This window comes from Parasphingorhabdus marina DSM 22363 (genome assembly GCF_900128895.1).
Lineage (GTDB): Bacteria > Pseudomonadota > Alphaproteobacteria > Sphingomonadales > Sphingomonadaceae > Parasphingorhabdus > Parasphingorhabdus marina.
In genome coordinates this window covers 1,548,499-1,567,332 of record NZ_FSQW01000002.1, presented here as the reverse complement: position 1 = coordinate 1,567,332, position 18,834 = coordinate 1,548,499, and the positions used below count along the sequence as shown (strand labels likewise).

Genomic DNA, 18,834 nt, shown 5'->3' with positions numbered 1-18,834 from the left:
TCAGGCGGCGAGCTTGCCAAAGGGGACAATCTTGTTCTCCATGTCATGTCCGATATCGGCGCGCCCCAGCCAGGGGATCCCGGTCCGGTCGCACCAGCGGCTGGCAATCTCCTCGGTTTCTTCACCGAATGGCCGGTTGTTTACCGGGACATCGCTGACCCGGCCGAGATACAGGCCGGCCAGACCGCTGTCCGCGAGATGAGTGGTGACATTGAACAGCGCCCGGTCGAAGGCATAGTGATATTCGGCAATCTCCTCGACCATCAGCACATGGCCTGAAAGATCAGGCAGCAGTGGCGTGCCAACCATCATCGCCAGTGTCATCAGATTGAACGCGGCATATGTCTGCCCCGGCTCGACATGGGGCTCCAGCGCACCCTTGTCCCGGTGGACGAGCCAGTCCAGTGCTCGGCGGACGGCGATATCCCCATTGTCGCGGCGAATATCAACCGGCATCGGGCCATGGGCCGGCGCACCGATTCCCGCTTTATAAAGCGCGCCGAGCAGATTGCCGCCGTCGCTATACCCCATATAGGTTTTCTCCCCCGCAGCCGAGGTCAGCCCGGCCAGGGCCGGTTCCGCGATACGTGCCGCGCCATAGCCACCGCGCGCAAACCAGATTGCATCGATTGCCGGGTCATTGGCGAGAGAGAGCAAGGCATCCGTGCGCAGGTCGTCGGGCCCGGCAAAATGCCCGGCAATGGCGAAACACTGGTCATGAAAGACCAGTTCGGCATCCGGATGGCTGTCCGCCGCAATCGCTGTCAGTTGCTGTGCTTCTTCCTCATATATCGGTGTGGAAGGCGCGCAGATCCCGATCCTTGTCTTTGCCATGCCGATTTTTGTCCCTCTGCGATTGCCAAAAAGCTGCAGACGCAATAGCGGGGGATGATGAGCAAAGACAAATCCTATTATTTCTGTGGCATTGGCGGATCGGGGATGTTGCCGCTGGCGATGATCGTTCGCGAGAGTGGCGCAGCCGTCGCGGGATCCGACCGGGCGCTGGACCAGGGGCGGCTGGCGGCGAAATTTGCCTGGCTCCAGGAAAAGGGCATCGGCCTGTTTCCGCAGGATGGGAGCGGTTTGACCAGCGGAGACCAGGTGCTAATCGCTTCCGCCGCGATCGAGGACACGGTGCCAGATGTCGCGCAAGCCAATGCACTGGGCTGCCAAAGGATGACCCGGGCGGAATTGCTGGCGGAGCAGTTCAACGCGGCAGCAAATAGTATCGCGGTGGGCGGCACCAGCGGCAAATCGACGGTTACCGGGATGATCGGCTGGATCCTGACCGAGGCGGGTCGTGATCCGACGATCATGAATGGTGCCGTGATGAAGAATTTCGTTGCCGATGATGCGCCTTTTGCCAGCTCGCGCGTCGGTCAGGGCGGCATCATGGTCAGCGAGGTGGATGAAAGCGACGGATCAATCGCGCTGTTCGATCCGGAAATCGCCGTGCTCAACAATGTCAGTCTCGATCACAAGAGCCTCGAGGAATTGCGGGTGCTGTTCGGCGACTTTGCGGGCAAGGCGCACCATGCCGTGTGGAACGCCGATGATGCGGAAACCGTGGCGCTGGTGAACGGTCTATCGCTGACTGATTCCCTGAGCTTCGGGTTTGGCGAAGGTGCCAATTTTCGCGCCACTGAAATAGTCGACGAACCGGTCAGCAGCCGGTTCGTTCTGGAGACAGGCGGGCAGGCGCTGGACGTGACGTTGCAGGTGCCGGGCCGCCACAATATTGCCAATGCCCTGGCCGCAATGACCGCAGCTTCGGCCGCGGGCGTGCCGGTTGCGAAAGCTGCCGAAGCCATTGCCGGCTTCACCGGTCTGGCGCGGCGGTTCGACATCGTTGGCACGCGCGGCGGGATCAGCGTGATCGATGATTTCGGGCACAATCCCGACAAAATCGCCGCGACGCTGAAGACCATGAAGGCCTTTCCCGGCCGGATCATTGCGTTTTTCCAGCCGCATGGCTTTGGCCCGATCCGCAAGATGGGAGCGGAACTGGCCGAGGTTTTCGCCGATCTGCTGGATGCGGATGACAAGGTGCTGCTGTCCGATCCGGTCTATTTTGGCGGGACAGTGGACCGCTCAATGGGCAGTGAGGCCATTGTCGACCGCATTACGAGCGGGCCGGAAGCGGTGCATATTGCCGAGCGCGAAGTCTGCGGAGACCGGATCGTGGAATGGGCCCGTACCGGTGACCGGATCGTGATCATGGGCGCACGGGACGATACGCTGAGCAGCTTCGCCGCCGGCATATTGGAACGCCTGGACGGTTGATCGGCAGTCGTGGCCCTGAGGATCCGCAACCGTGATGCCCGTCAGCTCTGGCTGAACAGCCAGGGCCTGGCGACCGCGCCGACCGGACCTCTCGACCTGCAGGCCATCATCCGCAAGCTGGGTTTTGTGCAGCTCGACACGATCCGCAACGTCACCCGCGCCCATCATCATATTCTCTGGAGCCGCAACCAGAATTATCGCGAGCCGATGCTCAATCGCCTGCTCGCGAAAGACCGGGCCGTGTTCGAGCATTTCACCCATGATGCGTCGGTGCTGCCGATCGAGTTTTTCCCGATGTGGCAGCGACAGTTCACCCGGCTTTCCGAGCGCCTGAGCCGCTCCGACTTCTACAGCACCGGGCTGGCCGAAGACGAGATCGCCGCGATCAAGGCGCGGATTGCCGATGAAGGGCCGCTTTCCACTCATGCCTTTGATACCAAGATTGAGGGCAAGAAAGAAATGTGGGCGCGGCCACCGCACAAAAAGGCGCTGGATCACATGTGGTATACGGGGGAATTGAGCACGTCTCACCGCGAGAATTTCATCAAATTTTATGATCTCACCGAACGGGTCATCCCGGACCATCATCGCGATGCGCAGCATGAAGACGCGCACCAGCTTGACTGGCTGTGCCGCAATGCGCTGGACCGGCTGGGCTTTGGTTCGCCGGGGGATATCCAGCGCTTCTGGGCGGCCGCCAGCGCGAAGGAAGTGCGGGACTGGACCGAGAGCCGGGCCCACAGGCTGGTGCCCGTCGAATTGCAGACGGCGGATGGCGAGTGGGTCAAGGCGCTGGCACCGGAGGATATCGAGACGCGCTTGGCCGAAAATGTCAAACCGACCTCGAGATTGCGGATCTTGAGCCCGTTCGATCCGGTCATCCGCGACCGGACGCGCCTGTTGCGCCTGTTCGGCTTTGACTACCGGATCGAGATTTTCGTGCCGGCGGCGAAACGCAAATGGGGCTATTATGTCTATCCGCTGCTGGAGGGTGATCGGATGGTCGGCCGGGTAGAACTGAAAGCCGACCGCAAGGCGGGCTGGCTGAAACTCCTTAATCTCTGGCCGGAACCGAAAGTCAAATGGACGCCCGCCCGCGCAGAAAAGCTCGAGGCGGAGCTCTGTCGGCTCGCCCGCTTTGTCGGCGCGGAATTTATTCGGGACTGACGGTTTCCTCAGACTGGCGCTGCATCGCGAATACTTCCGGATATTTGAGATACATGCCGGTCCACAGGATCACCAGCATGCATACCGGAATCCAGGGCGGATAGTTGCCGATCGCAATCTCGATCGCCGTCGCTCCGGCGAGATGCGCACTCATCAGCAGGAAACCGACCTTGCGCGTGTAAGGCACCAGGAACATGATGCAGTAAAAGATCACCGTGATTCCCAGCGGCAATTGCTCATTGCCCCAGCCGGCCTTGGCCAGTTGCGCCTGGATCTCCGGATTACCACTGAGATTTAGCCAGGCATCAAACAGAAACGCGGCAACGATCAGGCCGGTGAGTAACCAGAAACCGATATTGCGGATTTTGTCGGACATTATTTGTCCTCCTTGTCAGTCTAGAACGGGTTCAGGGTAAAGCCCTGCTGTTGCAATTGCGCATGGGCGGTCATGGCGGACAGATCCATGCGCACGCCGGGCAACAGATCGGCATTGCGGATCTTGTAGGCTGCCGCGCTTTGGCCGCACAGGTGGAACGTAACGCCTTTTTCCTGCAGCGCCGCGATTGCGGCAGCGCTGCCATTGGTCGCGCCTTCATTGCGCGCGCCATAAACGGCCTGATTGACGACATCACCGGCAGCCCCGCCATGCACAACGATCGCAAGCCGGATATTCTCGGCCGGTACACCGGCCTTCACATGCATGTTGATGAACCGTGCGGCACTTTCGATGGTGCGGTTGAGCTTGTCCGGATCCGCCTTTTTCGCGACGTCGAATGCGATCCGGAATGTGCTGTCCGCTGGCAGCGGGGTATCCGTTTGCACTTCGGCGGCAGGGCCGAAATCCGTGAATACCGGACCGGTTTCAAAGCCTTCGGGCTGTGCCGATGCCGGGGTAATGGCAACCATGATGCTGAGGCAGAAGGCGTTGGCAAAAGATTTCATGGCGGATCCTGTCTGTCGAGAGTTTCAGTTGCGTGGCATGCAACTCGCTTGTGGATCTTATCAAGCGGCTTCACATTGTGAAAGCATCCTGTCATCTCTATGTCACTGCCACAGACAAGCACACGTAACACACCCGTGACACCCTTAAAGGGGACGTAGGTATATGTTCGACGGTTTCGACGCCATATTGCTGGCCCGCATTCAGTTTGCCTTCACGGTCAGCTTTCATTTCATTTTCCCGGCCTTTTCGATCGGGCTGGCCAGTTATCTCGCGGTTCTCGAAGGCCTCTGGCTGAAAACCGGCAAGCAGATCTATATGGACCTGTTCAAATACTGGCTGAAAATATTCGCCGTTACCTTTGCCATGGGCGTGGTCTCGGGCATTGTCATGTCCTACCAGTTCGGCACCAACTGGTCGGTCTTCTCGGACAGGGCTGGGCCGGTTATCGGGCCGCTCATGGCCTATGAGGTGCTCACCGCCTTCTTCCTCGAGGCGGGTTTTCTGGGCGTCATGCTGTTCGGGATGAACAAGGTCGGCAAGAAACTGCATTTCACGGCGACGCTGATGGTTGCGATCGGCACCTTCATTTCCGCCTTCTGGATTCTCAGCGTCAACAGCTGGATGCAGACGCCAACAGGGCATGAAATCGCCCCCAATGGCCAGTTTGTGCCTGGTGACAGCTGGTGGCCGATCGTCTTCAATCCCAGCTTCCCCTACCGGCTGGTCCACACCGTCATCTCCGCCTATCTGACCACCGCATTTGTGGTCGGGGCGGTTGCTGCCTGGCACCTTCTGAAAGACCGGACAAACGCGCACGCGCGCAAGATGTTCTCCATGGCGATGTGGATGGCGGCTTTGGTCGCCCCGGTGCAGATTTTCGCCGGGGACATGCACGGCCTGAACACGCTGGAGCATCAGCCGGTCAAGATCATGGCGATGGAAGGCCATTATGACAGCCATCCCGAAGGCGCGCCGCTGATCCTGTTCGGGATTCCCAACAGCGCGGAAAAGCGGATTGATTATGCCATTGAAATCCCCAAACTGGGCTCGCTGATCCTCAAACATGATCCCGATGCACCGATGGACGGACTCGACACCGTACCGGATGCCGATGAGCCGCCGGTGGGGATCGTGTTCTGGTCGTTCCGGATCATGGTCGGTATCGGTTTTGCGATGATGGGCATCGGCCTGTGGAGCCTGATCGCGCGCTGGCGCAAGAAGCTGTACGACTGGACCTGGTTACACAAAGCGGCGCTGGTCATGGGGCCCTCGGGATTTGTCGCGGTCATTGCCGGCTGGATCACCACCGAAGTCGGGCGGCAGCCGTTCACGGTCTATGGCCTGCTGCGCACCGCCGAAAGTGCTTCGCCGCTTGCCGCACCGGCCGTGGCGGCCTCGCTGATCGCCTTCATCATCGTCTATTTTGCGGTGTTCGGGGTCGGCACCTGGTATATCCTGAAGCTGATGGGCAAGGTCCCGCAAGCGGGTGAGGCCGGCGTCGCCTCGACCGAGACCGGACCCGTCCGCACCGCCGGTATCGCGCCCGGACCAGCACAGGCCGATGCGCCAGCCTTCACGCCCAGACCGGAAGGAGCAAGCTGATGGACCTGACAATCATCTGGGCCTTCATCATCGCCTTTGCGGTTTTTGCCTATGTCGTGATGGACGGATTTGATCTCGGAATCGGCATCCTGTTTCCGGTTTTTGCGGTCGGCGACGAACGGGATCAGGCGATGAACAGCATCGCACCGGTCTGGGACGGCAATGAAACCTGGCTGGTGCTCGGCGGCGGCGGCCTGATGGCGGCCTTCCCGCTCGCCTATGCGATCATCCTGCCGGCGACCTATCCGCTGATCATCATCATGCTGCTCGGTCTGGTCTTTCGCGGCGTCGCCTTTGAATTTCGCTGGCGCGATCCGGATCACCGTGCCTTCTGGGACTGGGCCTTTACCGGCGGATCCCTTGCGGCGGCCTTTTCCCAGGGCATGGTGCTCGGCGCGCTGCTGCAGGGCGTGGAAGTCGCTGATCGCGCCTATGCGGGCAGCTGGTTCGACTGGCTCACACCCTATACGCTGCTGACCGGTTTCGGCACCGTCGCCGGCTATGCCTTGCTTGGTGCAACCTGGCTGATATGGAAAACCGAAGGTGGGGCGCAGGATCATGCCTATCGGCTGGCCAGGCCGGCCGCTGTCGCGACGCTGGTGCTGATGGCAGGGGTGAGTCTCTACACACCGTTTCTTGAAACCCAGTACTGGTCGCGCTGGTTCACCATGCCGAATATCCTGTTTGCCTCCCAGGTACCGTTGCTGGTGATGATCCTGAGCTATTTCCTCTTCCGCGGACTGTTCAAACGCCAGGAGGCTGCGCCGTTCCTGTTGTCGCTCGGCCTGTTCCTGCTCGGCATGGCCGGACTTGGAATTTCGATGTTCCCGTTCATCATTCCCAACCAGATCACGATCTGGGATGCCGCTGTGCCCGAAAGCAGCCAGATCTTCATGCTGGTCGGCGTGGTCATCACGGTGCCGCTGATCCTGATCTATACCGGCTGGGCTTACTGGGTGTTCCGCGGCAAGGTCGGCAGCGAAGGCTATCACTGATGGCACCGGACCCCGCCCCATCCGCTGACGACGCGCCGCTGTGGAAGCGGCTTGGCTGGATGGTGCTGATCTGGGTGGCGAGCGTCACGGTCCTTACCATTGTTGCCTACGGGATCCGCTTCTGGCTGAAATAGATCGCCAAGCGTCAAGCCGTATCTGCGCTCAGAGTTCGCGGATCAGCAAGGAAACCGGAGCCAGTCCACATCAGTGATTGATAATATCGGACCACTGCGCCACTCTGCCGGAAAGTGATTCTGGAGAGGGAGGCCATTCCATGAAAACCCGTGCTGCCGTTGCCTTTGAAGCGAAGAAACCGCTGGAGATTGTCGAGCTGGATCTCGAAGGGCCACAAGAAGGCGAGGTCCTCGTCGAGATCATGGCCACCGGGATCTGTCACACCGATGCCTATACGCTGGACGGCCTCGACAGCGAGGGCAAGTTCCCCAGTGTCCTGGGGCATGAAGGCGCGGGCATTGTCCGGGAGGTCGGGCCTGGGGTGACCTCGGTTGCGGTCGATGACCATGTCATTCCGGCCTATATTCCCGAATGTCGCCAGTGCAAAAGCTGCCTCAGCCGGAAAACCAATCTTTGCACCTCGATCCGTGACACCCAGGGGCAGGGTCTGATGCCCAACGGGACCAGCCGGTTCTCCTACAAGGGCGAGACCATCTATCATTATATGGGCTGTTCGACATTCTCGAACTTTGTGGTCATTCCCGAAATCGCGGCGGCCAAAATTGACCCGTCTGCCCCATTCGAAAGCGCCTGTTACTGCGGTTGCGGCGTGACTACCGGCGTGGGTGCGGTGATCAACACGGCGGATGTCGAGGCGGGCGCCACGGTGATCGTGTTCGGTCTCGGCGGTATCGGGCTGAACGTTATTCAGGGCGCGCGGATGGTCGGTGCAAGCCAGATTGTCGGCGTCGACATCAACAGCGACCGCGAAGAATGGGGGCGCAAGTTCGGCATGACCGACTTTGTGAACCCGAAGGACGTCAGCGGCGACATTGTCGCGCATCTGGTCGCGCTGACCGATGGGGGTGCGGACTACACGTTCGACTGTACCGGCAATACCGACGTCATGCGCCAGGCGCTCGAATCCTGCCATCGCGGCTGGGGGGAAAGCGTAATTATCGGCGTGGCCGAGGCCGGCAAGGAAATCGCCACCCGGCCGTTCCAGCTGGTCACCGGACGGGTCTGGAAGGGCACGGCCTTTGGCGGCGCCCGCGGCCGGACCGACATCCCGAAGATTGTCGACTGGTACATGAACGGCAAGATCGAGATTGATCCGATGATCACGCACAAACTGTCTCTGGAAGAGATCAACAAGGGTTTTGACCTGATGCATGCAGGCGAAAGCATCCGCAGCGTTGTGGTCTACTGAAACACAAAAGGAGAAAAATATGTTCAGTCACGTCATGGTCGGTACCAACGACATCGAAAAGGCAAAGGATTTCTACACGAAGGTGCTGGGGACGCTGGGGGCCGGGGAGCCGATGCCGAACGAATCGGCAACCGGGCACAAGCGCCTGTTCTGGATGCATGGTGGCGGCGTGTTCGGCGTGTCGGAACCAATTGATGACCAGCCTGCCTCATGCGCCAATGGCGCAACTATCGGTTTTGCCTGTGACTCGCTGGAACAGGTGAAAGCCTTTCATGACGCTGGTGTCGCAGCTGGCGGGACGTCGATCGAGGATCCCCCGGGGCTGCGCGAATCAAGCATGGGCAACCTCCATCTCGCCTATGTGCGTGACCTCGACGGCAACAAGCTCTGCGCGATGCACCGCGTCGCCTGAGCGACATGGAAACCGTCTCCACCAACCGCAGTCACGGGGGAGTGCAGGGCGTCTACCGCCATGCCTCTTCCGCGACCAGTACGGACATGACCTTTGCGGTCTATGTGCCGGATCATGATTCCGGTCAGAAGCTGCCCGCACTCTGGTACCTGTCCGGCCTGACCTGCACCCATGCCAATGTCATGGAAAAGGGCGAATATCGGCGGCTGGCGAGCGAGCTGGGCCTGATCATTGTGGCACCCGACACCTCGCCGCGCGGCGAGGGCGTCCCTGATGATCCGGGCTATGATCTGGGGCAGGGGGCCGGTTTTTATGTCGATGCCACGCAGGAACCCTGGGCCGAGCATTTCCACATGCGCAGCTATGTCGAACAGGAGCTGCCCGCGCTGGTCGCGGAGCAATTTCCGGTCGATGTCCAACGCCGGGGCATTTTCGGGCACAGCATGGGCGGACATGGTGCTCTCACCATCGCATTGCGCAATCCCGGCGAATGGAAGAGCGTATCCGCCTTCGCGCCGATTGTTGCCCCGGGCCAGTGCCCGTGGGGCAAAAAGGCGCTGGGCCGGTATCTCGGGGAAGACCAGTCTGCCTGGCGGGAACATGACGCCTGCGCGCTGATTGATGACGGTGCCCGGGTCACGGACATTCTGGTCGATCAGGGCGCAGCCGACCAGTTTCTTGGCGAACAGCTCAAACCAGATTTGCTGGTTGACGCCTGCCAGCGCGCCTCTATTCCTCTCACGCTCAACTTGCGCGAGGGTCATGACCACAGCTACTTTACCATTTCCACATTCATGGACGACCATTTGCGCTGGCATGCCGAACGGCTCTGACGGACGACTTTTCTATGCTCACTGATACCGATGACATTTTGCAGATGCGCGAGGCCGTGCGCGCACTGTGCGGAGATTTTCCCGGTAGCTACTGGCGCGACAAGGATCGGGAGCGCGGCTATCCCGGTGAATTTGTTGCAGCCCTCACCGAAGCCGGATTTCTCGCCGCCCTGATTCCAGAGGAATATGGCGGCAGTGGCCTCGGCCTGACCGAAGCGGTTGCGATACTCGAGGAGATCCACAAGTCTGGCTGCAATGCCGCGGCCTGTCATGCGCAGATGTACACAATGGGCACGATCCTGCGCGACGGCAATGCGGACCAGAAACAGCAATATCTTCCGAAAATCGCGACCGGAGAGCTGCGCCTGCAGGCCTTTGGCGTGACCGAGCCGGGCAGCGGAACCAATACGCTGGGTCTCAAGACCACCGCCGTGCGGGATGGCGATGACTATGTGATCAACGGCCAGAAGGTCTGGACCAGCCGGGCCGAGCATAGCGATCTGATGATCCTGCTGACCCGCACGACGCCGCAGGACCAGGTGCAGAAACGGACCGAAGGCCTGTCCGTTTTCATCGTCGACATGCGGGAAGCCGTGGGGAACGGTCTTACCATCAAGCCGATCCGCACGATGATCAACCATTCGACGACCGAGGTCTATTTCGATGATCTGCGCGTTCCGGCGCAGAACCTGATCGGTGAAGAAGGCAAAGGGCTGCGCTATATTCTCAACGGAATGAATTCCGAGCGCGTGCTGATCGCGGCGGAATGTATCGGTGATGCGCGCTGGTTCACCGACAAGGCCGCCGGTTATGCCAGCGAGCGCGAAGTGTTTGATCGCCCGATCGGGCAGAACCAGGGCGTGCAATTTCCTATTGCGCGCAGCTTCGCCCAGACCGAGGCGGCAGACCTGATGGTCCGCAAGGCCGCGGCGCTGTTCGATGCCGGGGAACCCATGGCGGCGGAAGCGAACATGGCCAAGATGCTGGCATCAGAGGCGTCATGGGCTGCCGGTGAGGCCTGCATGCAGACCCATGGCGGTTTTGCCTTTGCCGAGGATTATGACATTGAGCGGAAGTGGCGCGAAACCCGGCTGTATCAGATCGCGCCGATCTCGACCAATCTGATCCTGTCCTATCTGGCGGAACATGTTCTGGATCTGCCGCGATCCTATTGAACTAGAAGACGCCTTTCGCGCATTCATCCAGCCAGTTCGCAATCGCCGCCTCGCCTTTCTCGGTGAGCCGGGGCAATTGTGGTTCCGCGCCGGGATTTGACGCATTCTTCTCGATCAGGCCTTTGTCGGACAGGATATCCAGATAGCGACGGGCCACATCGGAAGGCCATTGATCGCTGACGATACCGGCACTTTCCCAATCATCTTGCTCGGCAGCACCCAGGATATAGGCCGCCAATAGAATGTCCCACGGCATCTCTCCCCAATCGAAACCGGGGATCATTTCCCGCCGCTTGCGATTGCTGGTCCAGATAAGCTTCGCCAGCTTCAGTCGCCGTGTCGCCGCCTCGTCCTGGTCGGGGATCGCCGCGTCAAATTCAAACATTTTGTCTGGCATGGAAATAGTGGCCCTCGATTACGGGGCGCGTATATTCGGGGCCAATCATGACCGGCCATATCATTGAGTCTAAATTTGCAGTTAATTGAGCAGCGCAGATGAACATGGCATCCGCTCGGTCCGGGCTGAATTCAGGATGGCGAATCGTCTTTCTCTTGCCCTTTTGTCGCAGCGTCAGGCAGATCTTCCAGAAGGGCTATGGCTTCTGCGACCCGAATAGCCGCCATTTTCTGATCATGCCGGTCGAGCTCCGCCAGAATGCGTTTCAGGTTCTCCATCAAGACCGTCTTTCCGCTCATTCTAATCGTCTTCCCATCAGGACACCAAATCCCTGTCCTTTGCCAATCTGAACTGGCTGGGGTTGAAACCCGCATGATGTTTGAAGAAGCGGGAAAAGTTCGCGGCTTCAGAGAATCCGATTTCACCTGCGAGAGTTTCAACGCTGATATCGGATGCCAGCAACCGCTCTTTTGCATAGTCCATGCGCAAGGCGTTCCAAGAAATATTGGGTGTCGTTTTCAAATGGGTCCGGAACAGTTTGAACAATTGTGGTCTGGAAACGCCAATTTCGCGAGCAATCAGATTGATATCCCGGTGGATCAGAAGATTGTGGGTCATGCAGGCCATGGCTTGCTCCACCTTGTCAATCGCCAGAGGCGCATTGGAGCTTCCCCGATTTTGATCTGCGGGTACGGCAAATTGCCTGAGTTCGACGGCGATTTTTTCGACCCAGAGATCGGTTTCCTCTGGCGCTGCCCGGTTTGTGGCAGCCGCTCGAAAGCAGGTAATCAGTTCAGCCAGCGCTTCACTGATGTCGATCCGGTTTTCCATGAAGGACTGATTTCTTGGGCGATCTCCAAACATGTCGATCAGCCAGGCTCTTTCAAAATACAGGACAAGATAGTCCCCTTCGTCCGAACGAAGCGTGTGGGAATGCTTTTCCATGGGATTGGCGAAAACAGCCGTACGGGAATCGAGAGTGACGGGTTCGTCATTGACGAAGATGATGTCGTCAATATGGCTGTCGAGCGCGAAAACGATCTGGCCTTCGGGATGGGCATGCGGAACAAGGTCGGAATTCAGTTGTAATATCGAGAATGACCCGAAATTGCCGTTCCCCCTGTAGATTATTTCTGCCATCCCGCCTTGCCTCCATCGCCGGGCATAGCATATGGAGCGGCAACGATGAAGACAGGGCCCAATGGCGGGTCCGGGTCGCAGAAAAAGTGGCCGCGTCTAACCCTCGCTTGCCAGCAATTCCCCAATCCACGGGAGATGTTCCCGGCCGATGAAGAGCTGATCGGCAATGCAATAGGCGGGGGCATCCACCACGCCCAGCGCTTCCGCAGCTTCTGTTGCAGTGGCCAAAGCCATGGCGCACTGTCCGGGATCGGCAGCAAAAGGCTCGGCAACCGACTGTGCGATCAAAGACGTGACAGTTGCCGGGTCGTCGAGATCCGCCCGGTCTTGCCAGTAAGCGGTGAATGCAGCCTCGACGTAGGCCGTGCGATCACCGGAGATCAGTTCCAGTGCTCCCAGCGCGAGTTCCGTGCCTTTTGGCTCGTCCGGGAACTGCAGCTCCAGCCTCTGCAGCGCTGCATATTTGCTGAAGATACGTCGCCGTGATTCCGCGCGGACCTTGCGGTGGGTTTCGCCAATGCTGGCCTTTTCCGGCAGATCGGGAATCGGTCGCTCAAATACCGGGAAGGCGCGCCAGTCAATGGGAGCATCATGCCTGTCCGCCAAGGCCTGAGTGGGACCGATGGCCAGCCAGGCTGCAGGAGACTTGAAATCGACATGGACCGTCAGCATGGCGTGATCTCATATGCGATGTCCGGCGCATTCCCGGCAGACCCGGACAGTTTCCAGCGGATCCAGGGAATATGCTCGCGGCCGAACAGGATTTCGCCATCGATCACAAAGGTTGGCACGCCATAAATGCCCGCCGGATGGAACTGGGCCTGCAGCGCGTCATGCGCCGCCCGGCCTCCGCCCAATGCATATTCGGCAAAGCCATCGCTCGCCACCCCGGCTGTCTCCAGACAACTCTCCACGACCGAAACATCCTCAATGTCCAGTTCGCGCCGCCAGAACGGCGTGTAGACAGCTTCGAGATAGTTTTCGAGGCGATTGCGCGCGGTTTGCGTAACCCACATGATCCCGATATTGGCGATGCTGGAATCCCAGATCTTCTCGGTGCCCTTGAGCACCAGTCCCTGCCGTTCGGCATAGCGCCGGGCGTCGCGATAGGAATAACGGATCGCGTTCCATGTTTTCTGGCTGCGCCCTTCGGAAGCCACGACCTTGCCTTTTTTCTTTTCGGCCGAGCCCAGATAACTTGGGATATCGAGTGTCAGCGGGCGCCAGTCAAAAGTCAGGCCCAGCTCTTTCTCGAGCGCCAGGATCGGCCGAATGGCGACAAAGGCATAGGGGCTTTTGACGTCGACATAGACGATCAGCGGGGCATCGCTTTCGAGCGGTTTCACGAAACTCTCCCTCGCGATAGCCGTCTAGTAGCCAATCGCCTGACCGTCTTTCCGCATCTCGGTAGCCCCGTGATAGACGCCGGTTTCGGAATCCCTTACAATCGCCTGATAGCCGCCAAACATGATGCCGTTCGACACGCGGCGCACATTGTGGCCCATGGCCTTGAGCTGCGCGACAGCCTGGTCGGAGATCCCCGGTTCGACATTGAGCGTGCCGAGGAGGTCGGCGCCGGTGCCTGCCATATCATTGGTCGGTTGCCGTCCGCCATCATGATTGATCCGCGCGGCATCGCCGGCTTCCTGCAGGTTCATGCCATAGTCGACGATGTTGATCATCACCTGGACATGGCCCTGTGGCTGCATCCCGCCACCCATCAGGCCGAAGGACATATAGGGCTTGCCGTCCTTTTTCATGAAGGCGGGGATGATTGTCTGGAACGGGCGCTTGCCCGGTGCATAGACATTGGGATGGTCGGGATCGAGCGAGTAGAGCTCGCCGCGGTCCTGGAACATGAAGCCGAGGCCATCGGCGACCAGACCACTGCCCATGCCGCGATAATTGGACTGTATCAGCGAGACCATCATCCCGTCCTTGTCGGCCACGGTCAGATAAGTGGTGTCGCCTTCGCCTTCCAGTTTTGGTTCCCCCGGACCAAATTCGGGTGCCGCCTTGTCCGGATTGATCAGTGCGAAGCGCTCCTTGCCATAGGTGTCGCTGAGCAGCCAGTCGAGCGGCGCGGGTGACATTTCGGGGTCGGCATAGAAGCGCGCGACATCCTCAAAGGCCAGCCGCTTGGCTTCGGTGATATAATGGAGCACGGTGGCGCTTCCGCGCGGATATTGGGCGAGATCGATATTCTTCAGAATATTCGCCATTTGCAGCGCGGCGAAACCCTGGCTGTTCGGTGGCAGTTCGCACAGTTCATAGCCTTTGCGATACTGCACGCAGCCGGGCTCGACCCACAGGCTGCTATGTGCCGCGAAATCCGCATAGCGCAGATTGCCGCCAATCCGCTTGAAATAGGCGTCCATGGTGCGGGCAATCTCGCCCTTGTAAAACGCATCCCGTCCGCCAGACGCAATCATGCTCAGCGTGTTGGCGAGATCGGGGTTTTTGAACATTTCGCCCGTCTTCGGTGCGCCATTGGCGAACCAGGTGGCCCGGGCATTGGCAAACTCGACGATCATTTCCCGTCGCCGTTCGAACGCATTCAGGTTGCGCTGAAAATAATGCGCGATCACTGGCGCTACCGGATGACCTTCGCGGGCATAGGTGATGGTCGGGGTTAAAATGTCAGCCATCGCCATCTTCCCGAACTTGCCATGCAGCTCAAACCAGCCATCCACGGTTCCGGGCACTGTCACCGGCAAGGGGCCAAGCGGCGGGATCGATGTCCGGTCACCCAGCTGTTTGCGCAGTTCTGCATAGGACGTGCCCATCGGGCTTTTGCCTGAAGCGTTGAGACCGTGGAGCTTTTGCGTTTTCGGATCCCAGATAATGGCGAACAGATCGCCGCCTATGCCATTGCCTGTGGGTTCCATCAGCCCCAGCGCGGCATTGGCGGCAATCGCCGCATCGACCGCATTGCCGCCTTTCTTGAGAATATCGATCGCGATCTGGCTGGCCAGCGGATGCGCGGTCGCGGCCATGCCGTTGGCGCCATAGACCGGGCTGCGCGACCAGATCTCGCCAACCGGACGACCACCGGCACCTATTTCGCGCACCGGCTCGGAAGCGCCTGAGGCAGTTTCCTGCGCCTGAGCGGGGGTGAGGGTCATGGCGACAACGGCCATCGGGCAGAGCAGTTTTTTGAGCATGAGCATATCCGGGTTTATGTGGGAATCCGGTTGCCACTGTAATCACTATGCTTGACTTTCCAAGCTTTCTCTCTATGTTGCATTGCAGCAAAGACGGAGAGCCGTCTTGCGATGCATCAGCGTGAGAAACCTGCCGACAGGATCGGTTTGTTTCGGTAGCATCGCCCCATGCTTCATTTTTTCCGGCAGCCTGATCACGCGGGTCGTCTTAACGACTTGCCCTTTTTGCAGCATCCCCTGCGGATGTGCCTGCATGAAGGCTGCTTACATATAAGGTATTATTTTTGACTCAATTTACTGATTTCGCACTGGCGAAACCGATCAAGCAACGCGTCGCCGAAAATGGCTACACAACCCCGTCCCCGATCCAGCAGCAGGCGATCCCGCCGGCGCTGGAAGGCAAGGATATTCTCGGCATCGCCCAGACCGGCACCGGCAAGACCGCGGCCTTCTCGCTGCCCTCCATCCATCATCTGCTGAACAACCGGCGCAAGCCCGGCCGCAACGAATGCCGGATGCTGGTGCTCGCCCCGACCCGGGAGCTGGCGCGGCAGATTGCCGACAGCATGATCGGCTATTCGAAAGGCCTCGGCCTCTATGTCACGTCGGCCTTTGGCGGTGTGCCAATCAACCGGCAAAAGCGTATCCTGCAGCGCGGCGTCGATGTTCTGGTGGCGACACCGGGGCGTTTGCTCGACCTGCACGACCAGCGCAGTCTGGATCTCGGCAAGGTCGAGATTCTGGTGCTCGACGAAGCCGACCAGATGCTCGATCTCGGCTTTATCGTGCCGCTCAAGAAAATCGTTCCGCTGCTCCCCCGCAAGCGGCAAAGCCTGTTTTTCTCGGCGACCATGCCCAAAACGATTTCGCAGCTGGCCGACCAGTTCCTGACCAATCCGGTGCAGGTTTCGGTCGCGCCGCAATCAACCACTGCCGAGCGGGTGAACCAGAAGGTCACCTATATCGAGCAAGCCGACAAGCAGCGCCTGCTCAAGGATTTCGTCAACCAGGAGAATCCCGACCACATGCTGGTCTTTACCCAGACCAAACATGGCGCCGACAAGGTGGTGAAAAACCTCAATGCGGTCGGCATTCACGCCGCAGCCATTCATGGCAACAAGAGCCAGCCGCAGCGCGAACGGGCGCTGGGCGATTTTCGCAAGGGCAAGATCAACATTCTGGTCGCCACCGACATTGCCGCGCGCGGCATTGATGTCGACGGCGTCAGCCATGTGATCAATTTCGACATGCCCAATGTGCCCGAGCAATATGTCCACCGCATCGGCCGCACCGCGCGAGCGGGAGCTTCGGGCATCTCCTTCTCGATGGTCGCACCGGACGAGAAGCAGTTCCTGCGCGATATCGTCAAGCTGACCGGCGTGAAACCGGATATCGTGCCGCTGCCCGAAGGCTATGACGAGCCGTCCCGCGAAGAAGTGGCACCGCGCATCTATGGCCAGAAGCCCAAGCGCTATAGCGCCAAACCGACCCGAGGCGGCCCACCGAAAAACAAGCACAGCAACCGCAAGGGACGTCCCGGCGGTGGTGCGAAAAAGAAGGGTGGACCGAAGCACTGGAACAACGCCGCCAAATCCTTCAAGCGCCGCCAGGCCCGCAAGGCCGACGCCTGAGCGGACAGGATACAGAAGAACGAGTCTCCTCGGCGAGGGCCGAAGGCGGACAGTTTGTTGTGGGGAAGCCAGACAGGGTGACTTGTCTGGCTATAACCTAGTGACAAAGTTGGCACAGCTTGAATCAGGCAACTTCACCACATTAGAAAGTGTGATGATCCTTAGTCAACTGGATCATAAACTGGCAGTTGCAGCCCGGCCCCATTAAAAGGCTCTCGTGAATCCAATTTCAGTAGCAAACCTGTCGAAGTCATAGATTCCCACTGTAGACTCATTGAGTTCATATGAAACACGAACTATCGGTACGAACCCCCGAAAAGTTAGATGCCGAAACGACCCACTAAGCGAAGCACTGTACTGGTTATCAACACGTCGACGAGGGAACAGGAAAAGCCTCCTGTCCGCCTCCAGGCGGCTATATCCAACAGATCCTACGACCGTGGCTCTGCCGATTTCACGATAGGCATAGGCATTTATTGTACCTGAAGTCGAAGCGAAACCAGGATCACGCAAACTTTGGCGCACACCACCAGCAGAAAACCCGATTCCCAGTTTGGCGGACAGTGATTGCTCGTACGAAACGGACGCGGCGTAAACTTCTCCGTCTTGGAGATCATTGATTCTGTTGTTGTTGATGCTGATCGAAAGATCAAGATTCGACTGCGCTTTGGGACCCATTGGATGTCGAAAATTGATTGCTGCGCTGACCGAATCCACAAAGGGATCTCCACCAAACCAGCGATAGCTGAAACCGACGCTGGGTCGTATTTGATCTTTGCCGGATCGGATCTCCGGTCCAACTCGAACGCCGAGCGAAATATCATTAAACTGACTTTGTTGGTAAAAATCACCATCGCCAGATACTCTGAACAGAATGTTCGATTGCGAGGACAAGGGCAGGCGAAAATATGCCTGACCTCTGGTTGACAGACCGATTCCCGATTTGGCTCGCGCATCTTCGGACAGGTCGAACCGAGCGATTATCGTATCCAATGTGCTTGATCGCGTAGCTCGATTTATATTGGTATCCGGGACAAGCGCGATCTCTATCGACGCGCCATAGGGCTTTAGCGATCGCAGAGCTGTGGCATAAATATCGACTAATCTCGCGATATTGTCAGGCAAACCATCTGCTTGGGCCTTACGGAGTTCCCGATCGGCACCTGCCGAATCACCCAGCCGTATTAGGATACTAGCCAGCTCCAACCTGACACGAACAGCATGAGGTTTTTCATCCAGTATCTGGCGAAGAAGAACGGCTGCGGCGGTTTCGCGAGATTGTGCTGCAAGCATCAAGGCCAGTCGAAACCTAGCTTCTGTGCGTATTTCCAAATCCGGATTCGATGCAAGCGCGCGATAGGCTTTCTCGGCAGCATCAAATTCCTGCCGAATGCGTGCAGCTTCAGCAAAGGCAAACAGCTGACCAGGAGACAGATTCACGGTTTGACGGTCCAATGAGTCAGCAGCCACTTCAGCATCCGGGGAATTATGCGCCGCTACTGGTTCCGCACAGCATAATACCCAGTTGACCACGACTATGTGCAAGCCCGATATCAGATTATTCCACAAGGGAATGGTCCTCATAGATTCAGCCTTTAAGATATTCTTGATTAGGACCAGATTGTCCCGGGCCGACAATGTTCCGGTGGAAATTTTTAAAGACTGGCAATTCGGAACTCATGTTTCGCTATAGAGTTTCGATCCAGAC

At 58.7% G+C, this 18,834-nt stretch carries 20 protein-coding genes; 10 read left to right on the top strand and 10 right to left on the bottom strand.

What is annotated here, in order from left to right; all coding sequences use genetic code 11:
- Positions 1–834 carry an LD-carboxypeptidase gene (locus BUQ90_RS17280; protein ID WP_074206310.1) on the bottom strand — a complete coding sequence of 278 codons (834 nt, stop codon included), beginning with the start codon at positions 832–834 and terminating at the stop codon, positions 1–3.
- A gap of 57 nt (positions 835–891) precedes the next feature.
- Here BUQ90_RS17280 and BUQ90_RS17275 point away from each other — a divergent pair, with 57 nt between their 5' ends.
- Together BUQ90_RS17275 and BUQ90_RS17270 are read left to right on the top strand one after the other, a co-directional pair.
- Positions 892–2,283, top strand: coding sequence for a glutamate ligase domain-containing protein (locus tag BUQ90_RS17275; RefSeq protein ID WP_074206309.1), 1,392 nt, complete (start codon positions 892–894; stop codon positions 2,281–2,283).
- A 9-nt stretch (positions 2,284–2,292) separates the two neighbouring features.
- On the top strand, positions 2,293–3,450 hold the full coding sequence (locus BUQ90_RS17270; protein WP_074206308.1) for a winged helix-turn-helix domain-containing protein: 1,158 nt from the start codon (positions 2,293–2,295) through the stop codon (positions 3,448–3,450).
- Here BUQ90_RS17270 and BUQ90_RS17265 read toward each other — a convergent pair.
- Positions 3,437–3,826 (bottom strand): hypothetical protein, encoded by a 390-nt coding sequence (locus BUQ90_RS17265; protein ID WP_074206307.1) that lies wholly within the window; start codon positions 3,824–3,826, stop codon positions 3,437–3,439. The genes BUQ90_RS17270 and BUQ90_RS17265 overlap by 14 nt on opposite strands.
- 20 nt (positions 3,827–3,846) lie before the next feature.
- The gene (locus BUQ90_RS17260; RefSeq protein WP_074206306.1) at positions 3,847–4,392 is read right to left on the bottom strand and encodes a DsrE family protein; all 546 of its coding nucleotides are present in this window, start codon (positions 4,390–4,392) and stop codon (positions 3,847–3,849) included.
- Between the two features lie 163 nt (positions 4,393–4,555).
- Between BUQ90_RS17260 and BUQ90_RS17255 the strand changes: the two genes are divergently transcribed.
- From BUQ90_RS17255 to BUQ90_RS17225, 7 genes are all read left to right on the top strand, one after another.
- A complete protein-coding gene (locus BUQ90_RS17255) occupies positions 4,556–5,995 on the top strand; it encodes a cytochrome ubiquinol oxidase subunit I (RefSeq protein ID WP_074206305.1) in 1,440 nt (479 codons plus the stop codon).
- Positions 5,995–6,990 carry a cytochrome d ubiquinol oxidase subunit II gene (gene cydB, locus BUQ90_RS17250; RefSeq protein ID WP_074206304.1) on the top strand — a complete coding sequence of 332 codons (996 nt, stop codon included), beginning with the start codon at positions 5,995–5,997 and terminating at the stop codon, positions 6,988–6,990. Before BUQ90_RS17255 ends, cydB begins: the two co-directional genes overlap by 1 nt.
- Positions 6,990–7,124 (top strand): DUF2474 domain-containing protein, encoded by a 135-nt coding sequence (locus BUQ90_RS17245; RefSeq protein WP_074206303.1) that lies wholly within the window; start codon positions 6,990–6,992, stop codon positions 7,122–7,124. Before cydB ends, BUQ90_RS17245 begins: the two co-directional genes overlap by 1 nt.
- A gap of 140 nt (positions 7,125–7,264) precedes the next feature.
- Complete coding sequence (locus BUQ90_RS17240) at positions 7,265–8,374, top strand: S-(hydroxymethyl)glutathione dehydrogenase/class III alcohol dehydrogenase (RefSeq protein WP_074206302.1); 1,110 nt, start codon at positions 7,265–7,267, stop codon at positions 8,372–8,374.
- Between the two features lie 19 nt (positions 8,375–8,393).
- Entirely contained in the window at positions 8,394–8,786 is a 393-nt protein-coding gene (locus tag BUQ90_RS17235) for a VOC family protein (protein WP_074206301.1), read from the top strand.
- Positions 8,787–8,791: 5 nt separating this feature from the next.
- Entirely contained in the window at positions 8,792–9,619 is an 828-nt protein-coding gene (gene fghA / locus BUQ90_RS17230; RefSeq protein ID WP_074206300.1) for an S-formylglutathione hydrolase, read from the top strand.
- 14 nt (positions 9,620–9,633) lie between these two features.
- Positions 9,634–10,794 (top strand): acyl-CoA dehydrogenase family protein, encoded by a 1,161-nt coding sequence (locus BUQ90_RS17225; protein ID WP_074206299.1) that lies wholly within the window; start codon positions 9,634–9,636, stop codon positions 10,792–10,794.
- Position 10,795: 1 nt separating this feature from the next.
- Here the strand turns inward: BUQ90_RS17225 and BUQ90_RS17220 are convergent, their stop codons facing one another.
- From BUQ90_RS17220 to ggt, 6 genes are all read right to left on the bottom strand, one after another.
- Entirely contained in the window at positions 10,796–11,191 is a 396-nt protein-coding gene (locus BUQ90_RS17220; protein WP_074206298.1) for a hypothetical protein, read from the bottom strand.
- Between the two features lie 131 nt (positions 11,192–11,322).
- Positions 11,323–11,490 carry a hypothetical protein gene (locus tag BUQ90_RS17735; protein WP_159437138.1) on the bottom strand — a complete coding sequence of 56 codons (168 nt, stop codon included), beginning with the start codon at positions 11,488–11,490 and terminating at the stop codon, positions 11,323–11,325.
- 16 nt (positions 11,491–11,506) lie between these two features.
- Positions 11,507–12,331: a helix-turn-helix transcriptional regulator gene (locus BUQ90_RS17215; protein WP_074206297.1), complete on the bottom strand. Its 825-nt coding sequence runs from the start codon at positions 12,329–12,331 to the stop codon at positions 11,507–11,509.
- 96 nt (positions 12,332–12,427) lie between these two features.
- On the bottom strand, positions 12,428–13,003 hold the full coding sequence (locus BUQ90_RS17210; protein WP_074206296.1) for a DsbA family protein: 576 nt from the start codon (positions 13,001–13,003) through the stop codon (positions 12,428–12,430).
- Positions 12,997–13,677, bottom strand: a complete 681-nt coding sequence (locus BUQ90_RS17205; RefSeq protein WP_074206295.1) for a DsbA family protein — start codon at positions 13,675–13,677, stop codon at positions 12,997–12,999. The genes BUQ90_RS17210 and BUQ90_RS17205 overlap by 7 nt, the downstream gene beginning before the upstream one ends.
- A 24-nt stretch (positions 13,678–13,701) precedes the next feature.
- Positions 13,702–15,495, bottom strand: a complete 1,794-nt coding sequence (ggt, locus tag BUQ90_RS17200) for a gamma-glutamyltransferase (RefSeq protein ID WP_239447462.1) — start codon at positions 15,493–15,495, stop codon at positions 13,702–13,704.
- 284 nt (positions 15,496–15,779) lie between these two features.
- Here ggt and BUQ90_RS17190 point away from each other — a divergent pair, with 284 nt between their 5' ends.
- A complete protein-coding gene (locus BUQ90_RS17190; RefSeq protein ID WP_084192775.1) occupies positions 15,780–17,126 on the top strand; it encodes a DEAD/DEAH box helicase in 1,347 nt (448 codons plus the stop codon).
- Positions 17,127–17,330: 204 nt separating this feature from the next.
- On the opposite strand, the gene BUQ90_RS17185 is transcribed toward BUQ90_RS17190, so the two are convergent.
- The gene (locus BUQ90_RS17185; protein ID WP_159437137.1) at positions 17,331–18,695 is read right to left on the bottom strand and encodes a surface lipoprotein assembly modifier; all 1,365 of its coding nucleotides are present in this window, start codon (positions 18,693–18,695) and stop codon (positions 17,331–17,333) included.
- Between the last annotated feature and the right edge of the window lie 139 nt (positions 18,696–18,834).